Here is a 5,112-nt window from a genome sequence, read left to right on the forward strand (position 1 = left end):
GCGGAATATATACAATTCGTGTTTTTTGCTCACTGTTCTTATAAGTTAACCTGTAAGCTCTTCGCGAAGTCTTCTTATCACAGATACAGCGTGCTCTGTTGCATTTTGCACAGACGCTGTTGATGGATCCCCTCACAAAATCCGAACAATTTTCAAACTCCCTCAAGAGTCCATTCCGTCTTTCTATCAAGTCTTTCACTGCTGTTCCTTTCAATATATGTTAGATGTATATTATACATCATTTCATAACATGAGCAACGTGAAAGAGCACGATGAAGACCAGAGACGAGATGAGCCGGGCCTCTGAAGAGTTTGCGGATGTTGATCTTGGCGACTCAGGCTAATACTTGTGGGTAATAGAAAGGCCTGAGCCACTGGAATTTGTCTGCGATTGTTTCGGGCAGTATGGTCAGTTTCAGATAGGAATCGGAGGTTTATTCGGACGGATGATCTGTTTTTGGAGAAGGTATGGGATTAAGGAAAATCCACTTTCCTATTGTAAGGGCAGGACATAGGCTACCTGGTCGAACTGGTCCGTCGTTACAAGGCGAAAGCTGTCAAGATAGGACTGGTGGCACCTGCGAGTGGCGGCATGAACGAAAGTGTTCCATCAGGCATAGAGACCGGCGCTATTCGATCACGACGAATTGCTGCGTCGCCGTAAACTCTTCCGAGGTCATCCGGATCAAGTACACACCACTGGCCAGACCGTCCAGTATTACCTCGTATACTCCAGGCTCGTATTCACCGTTAATGGAGTGAACCACTCGCCCGGTCAGGTCGTATACGGTCAGCTTCACCCCTGAATCCACAAGCATCGTAAAAACCAGTACAGCAGTGCCAAGTATTGGATTTGGCCTTGCACCGTGTAGAACGAATGAAGCTCCTTCCGCTTCCTCTGTACCAATGTATGGCAGCCAGGCCACAGTTACATCTTGAAGTACGGGTGTTGAAAGCGAGTCGGTTGTGGTCAGTATTGCCCTGTACTGGAAATAAAGGTCTTCGTCGGTCAGAATTCCTTCCAGGGTACAGGAAGTTGTCAGTGTATCTGACCACTCTCCCATGTTCGAGGAATTGTCGGAGCTCCTTACCTGAAGTGCCACACCTGTTCCTGCTGGCTCGATACAGGTCCAGTCAATAGTCTGCCAGTCGGGGCTCTCCTGTATATCTAGCACGCTGGATTCCAGCGAACCATCAGGGAGAAACCCGGTCAGATCCCACCAGGTGATGGCGTCAGCTGATTGAGCAGCTCCGAGAACATCCATATATCCGTCTCCGTTGACATCAGCGGAATACACTGACCTGGCCTCATAGAAACCCCCGTCAACGGTATGTTCCGTCCAGCTTGTGCCCGTACCGTCCAAGTTCTCCCACCAGGTGATGTCGTCTGCAACGTTTGCTGCTCCGAGGACATCCATGTAGCCGTCTCCGTTTACATCAGCGGAATACACTGACCTGGCACCATCGAAATCCCCATCAACGGTATGTTCCGTCCAGCTTGTGCCCGTACCGTCCAAGTTCTCCCACCAGGTGATGTCGTCTGCAACGTTTGCTGCTCCGAGGACATCCATGTAGCCGTCTCCGTTTACATCAGCGGAATACACTGACCTGGCACCATCGAAATCCCCATCAACGGTATGTTCCGTCCAGCTTGTGCCCGTACCGTCCAAGTTCTCCCACCAGGTGATGTCGTCGTCCCAAGCAGATGCTCCGAGGACATCCATGCAGCCGTCTCCGTTCACATCCGCGGAATACACTGACCTGGCGCTATCGAAATCCCCGTCAATGGTATGTTCCGTCCAGTTTATGCCGGAGCCGTCGATATTTTCCCACCAGGTGATGGAATCACCAGCAGCTCCGAGGACATCCATGTAGCCGTCTCCGTTCACGTCAGCAGAGTATATTGAAAAGGTCCAATTGACATTCCCTTTTATGGTATGTTCCGTCCAGCTTGTGCCCGTACCGTCCACGTTCTCCCACCAGGTGATGGCGTCAACACCGGCACCTCCGAGAATATCAATATAGCCGTCTCCGTTCACATCCGAGGAATACACTGACTGGGCATAATAGAAAGCCCCGTCTACGGTATGTTCCAGGGGTAAAAGAACGAGATCGGAAAGATTGTTGCAAGACATGTTCATATCCGCGAAATACTCATTGCCCCAATCAACAACAGGCCCAAAGATTCCATCCCCACCGGACCAATCGGTCTGGATTGCGGTACCGGCGTAAGCTTCAAATGATGTTAGTGTTATAAGGGATGTAACAAGAAAAAAGATCAGAAAGTACATTACTTTCTCCTTATCGAATCTACAGCCTGGGAAGAAGTATGCTTTTTTGATAGGAGGAAACATGATGTCAGGTTGGTTCTTACCGGACTCGAGTAGTTTTTTGAGTCAACTAACATTTTAGTAATATAACTTTAATTCAGAGACTTTCCAAAACAACAGAGTCATCATATTAGTAGCGAGTATTGCCATACGAATTCCTCAAAGTTAGTATCTGTAAAGAAGCACGAGTATCTGATCAGGATTCCTGTTTTGGAATACTTTAAGTTAGAGGTTCATATGGATGAAATATCCGAGAAAAAAGATCCTGCAATTCTTCTGAAGATACTTCCTGATACGGACGGTCTTGAGCGGATAAAAGTTCTTGCGGAACTGACCGTAGCATTCAAGGCAAATAATCCACAGAAAGCTGCTGATTTTGGAAAGCAGGGATTGGAACTATTACGGGAAACGGAAAACAGGGAACTGGAATCCTTTATCCTGAATGAACTCTGTTGGATCTGTCAATGTCTCGGGGAACATCATATCGCTCTGGAGTTTGGAATCAGAAATCTCGATATTATCAGTAAAAATGATAATGAAGAGAAAATATCCAATGCCTTCAACAACATTGGCTCAGTATACTGGAGACTGGCGAGGTTTGACCAGGCTCTGGAGTACTATCTGAAAGCTCTGAGGATTCTTGAGAACCTCGGAGACAAACAGGGAATCGCAATCGTTTCAAATAATATCGGAGTTATCTACAATGCCATTGGTGATAAGGACAGCGCTCTTGATTTCTACAACAGAGCAATCAAAATCAACGAAGAACTCAATTCCAAAAACAAGCTTGCCACTTCTCTCAACAATGCCGGAGTCATCTACCTTGAAACCAAGGGAGAACATGAAAAGGCACTGGAGTACTACCAGAGAGCTCTTGAAATAAGAGAGAAACTCGGAAATAAATGGAGAATACCTCACTCTCTGACAAATATCGGCGTGGTGCTGAAAGAGATGAAAGACTACAGCAAATCGCTAGAATACTTCTTCAGATCACTTGAGATTGCTGAGAAAATCGGAAACAGACATGTGGCTGCTACAACACTCACCAGTATAGGCGAAGTCTATTTATTACTGGACAATTTCGATAAGGCTCAGGAATATGTCATGCGAGGACTCGCTATCACAGAAGAGATCGATGCGCCCGATCTTAAAAGAAACTGTTGCGAAGTAATGTCAGGAATCTTTGAGAAAAAAGGTGATTTCAGGGAAGCACTCAAATACAACAAACAATTCAAAGAGATTAATGATAGAATATTCACTGAAGAAAGCAGCAAGAAATACAACGAACTCCAGATAAGCTACGAAACAGCGAAAAAGGAAAAGGAAAACGAGATTTACAGGCTCAGGAATATTGAGCTTGTGAAGGCAAATGAAAAACTGACGAAAGCTCTTGCCGAAGTGAAAACACTCAGCGGGCTGCTTCCAATCTGTTCGTCCTGTAAAAAGATCAGGGATGATTCCGGATACTGGGAACAGATAGAGAAATACATAACAGAGCGTTCAGACACTCAGTTCAGTCATGGAATCTGTCCTGAATGCATGAAGAAGCTTTATCCTGAATATAAGGAGTCCCATGGTTGATCCTTCTGAGAAGAAAGATATTGAGATACTCCTGAAGAAACTTTCTGAAACTGATGGGCTGGATAGAATTAAAGTTCTTGCGGATCTGAGTGTAGCATTTAGAGAAGTCAATCCACGGAAGGTTATTGAATTCGGGAAACAGGGTCTGGCGTTGCTGCAGGATACTGAGGACAGGAAACTTGAATCCGTTATTCTTAGTGAGCTCTGCTGGGCATATCAGTGCACTGGGGAGTATCAGACTGCTCTGGAATACGGTTTCAGAATGCTTGAACTTACAAATGAAACTAATGATGCCCCGGATAAAGCTACTGCATTGAATCGAATCGGTGCGTCATACCTTAGAACAGCCAGGTTCGATCAGGCACTTGATTATTTCATGCAGGCACTAAAAATTCGTGAGAAGATCGGTGACAAAGCGGGGATTGCATCATCGCTTAATAATATCGGAATCATATTCAATAGAACAGGGAACGATAAAAAATCCCTGAATTACTATAACCGGGCCATCAAATTATTGGAAGCAATCGGTGATAAAAGTATTCTTGCCATTTCATATAACAATGCAGGAGGTATTTATCGGAATTGCGGCGAATTCGAGAAAGCTCTGGAATACCAAGAAAAAGCACTTGAAATAAGAAAGCAACTCGGTGAAAAACGAAGAATTGCTCATTCATTTATCAATATAGGTTCTGTGTATCGGGATCTGAAAGAATTCGACAAGTCACTGGAGTATAGCTTTAAAGCTCTTGAGATCGAAAAGGAAACTGGAGACAGGCATGCAACTGCTGAAACGCTTCGAAAAATTGGTGTTCTCTATCTATCGATTGATCGGCTAGATGATGCGCTTGAATATGTGCAACAAGGACTTGCCATAGCAGAAGAGCTTCACGTACCTGATATAGAAATGAACTGCTTCGAAGCTATGTCAAGGATCTTTGAGAAAAAAGGTGATTTCAGGGAGGCACTCGAATATTACAAGAAATTCAGCGAACTGAATGATGAGATTTTCACTGAAGAAAGCAGCAAAAAATACAACGAACTCCAGGTAAGCTATGAAACAGAGAAAAAGGAAAAGGAAAACGAGATTTACAGGCTCAGGAATATTGAGCTTGTGAAGGCAAATGAAAAACTGACGAAAGCTCTTGCCGAAGTGAAAACACTCAGCGGGCTGCTTCCAATCTGTTCGTCCTGTAAAAAGATC

The 5,112-nt window shown here is 44.9% G+C and carries 3 protein-coding genes; 2 read left to right on the top strand and 1 reads right to left on the bottom strand.

Annotated features, from left to right (window positions below):
- Nucleotides 1–629: 629 nt before the first annotated feature.
- On the bottom strand, nucleotides 630–2,291 hold the full coding sequence (locus K8S15_01815) for a T9SS type A sorting domain-containing protein (protein ID MCD4774769.1): 1,662 nt from the start codon (nucleotides 2,289–2,291) through the stop codon (nucleotides 630–632).
- Between the two features lie 276 nt (nucleotides 2,292–2,567).
- Here K8S15_01815 and K8S15_01820 point away from each other — a divergent pair, with 276 nt between their 5' ends.
- On the top strand, nucleotides 2,568–3,911 hold the full coding sequence (locus K8S15_01820; protein ID MCD4774770.1) for a tetratricopeptide repeat protein: 1,344 nt from the start codon (nucleotides 2,568–2,570) through the stop codon (nucleotides 3,909–3,911).
- The coding region (locus tag K8S15_01825) for a tetratricopeptide repeat protein (protein ID MCD4774771.1) at nucleotides 3,904–5,112 on the top strand (1,209 nt) is incomplete at its 3' end. The genes K8S15_01820 and K8S15_01825, both read left to right, overlap by 8 nt.

Origin of the sequence: Candidatus Aegiribacteria sp. (assembly GCA_021108005.1) — a bacterium.
GTDB lineage: Bacteria > Fermentibacterota > Fermentibacteria > Fermentibacterales > JCC-6 > Aegiribacteria.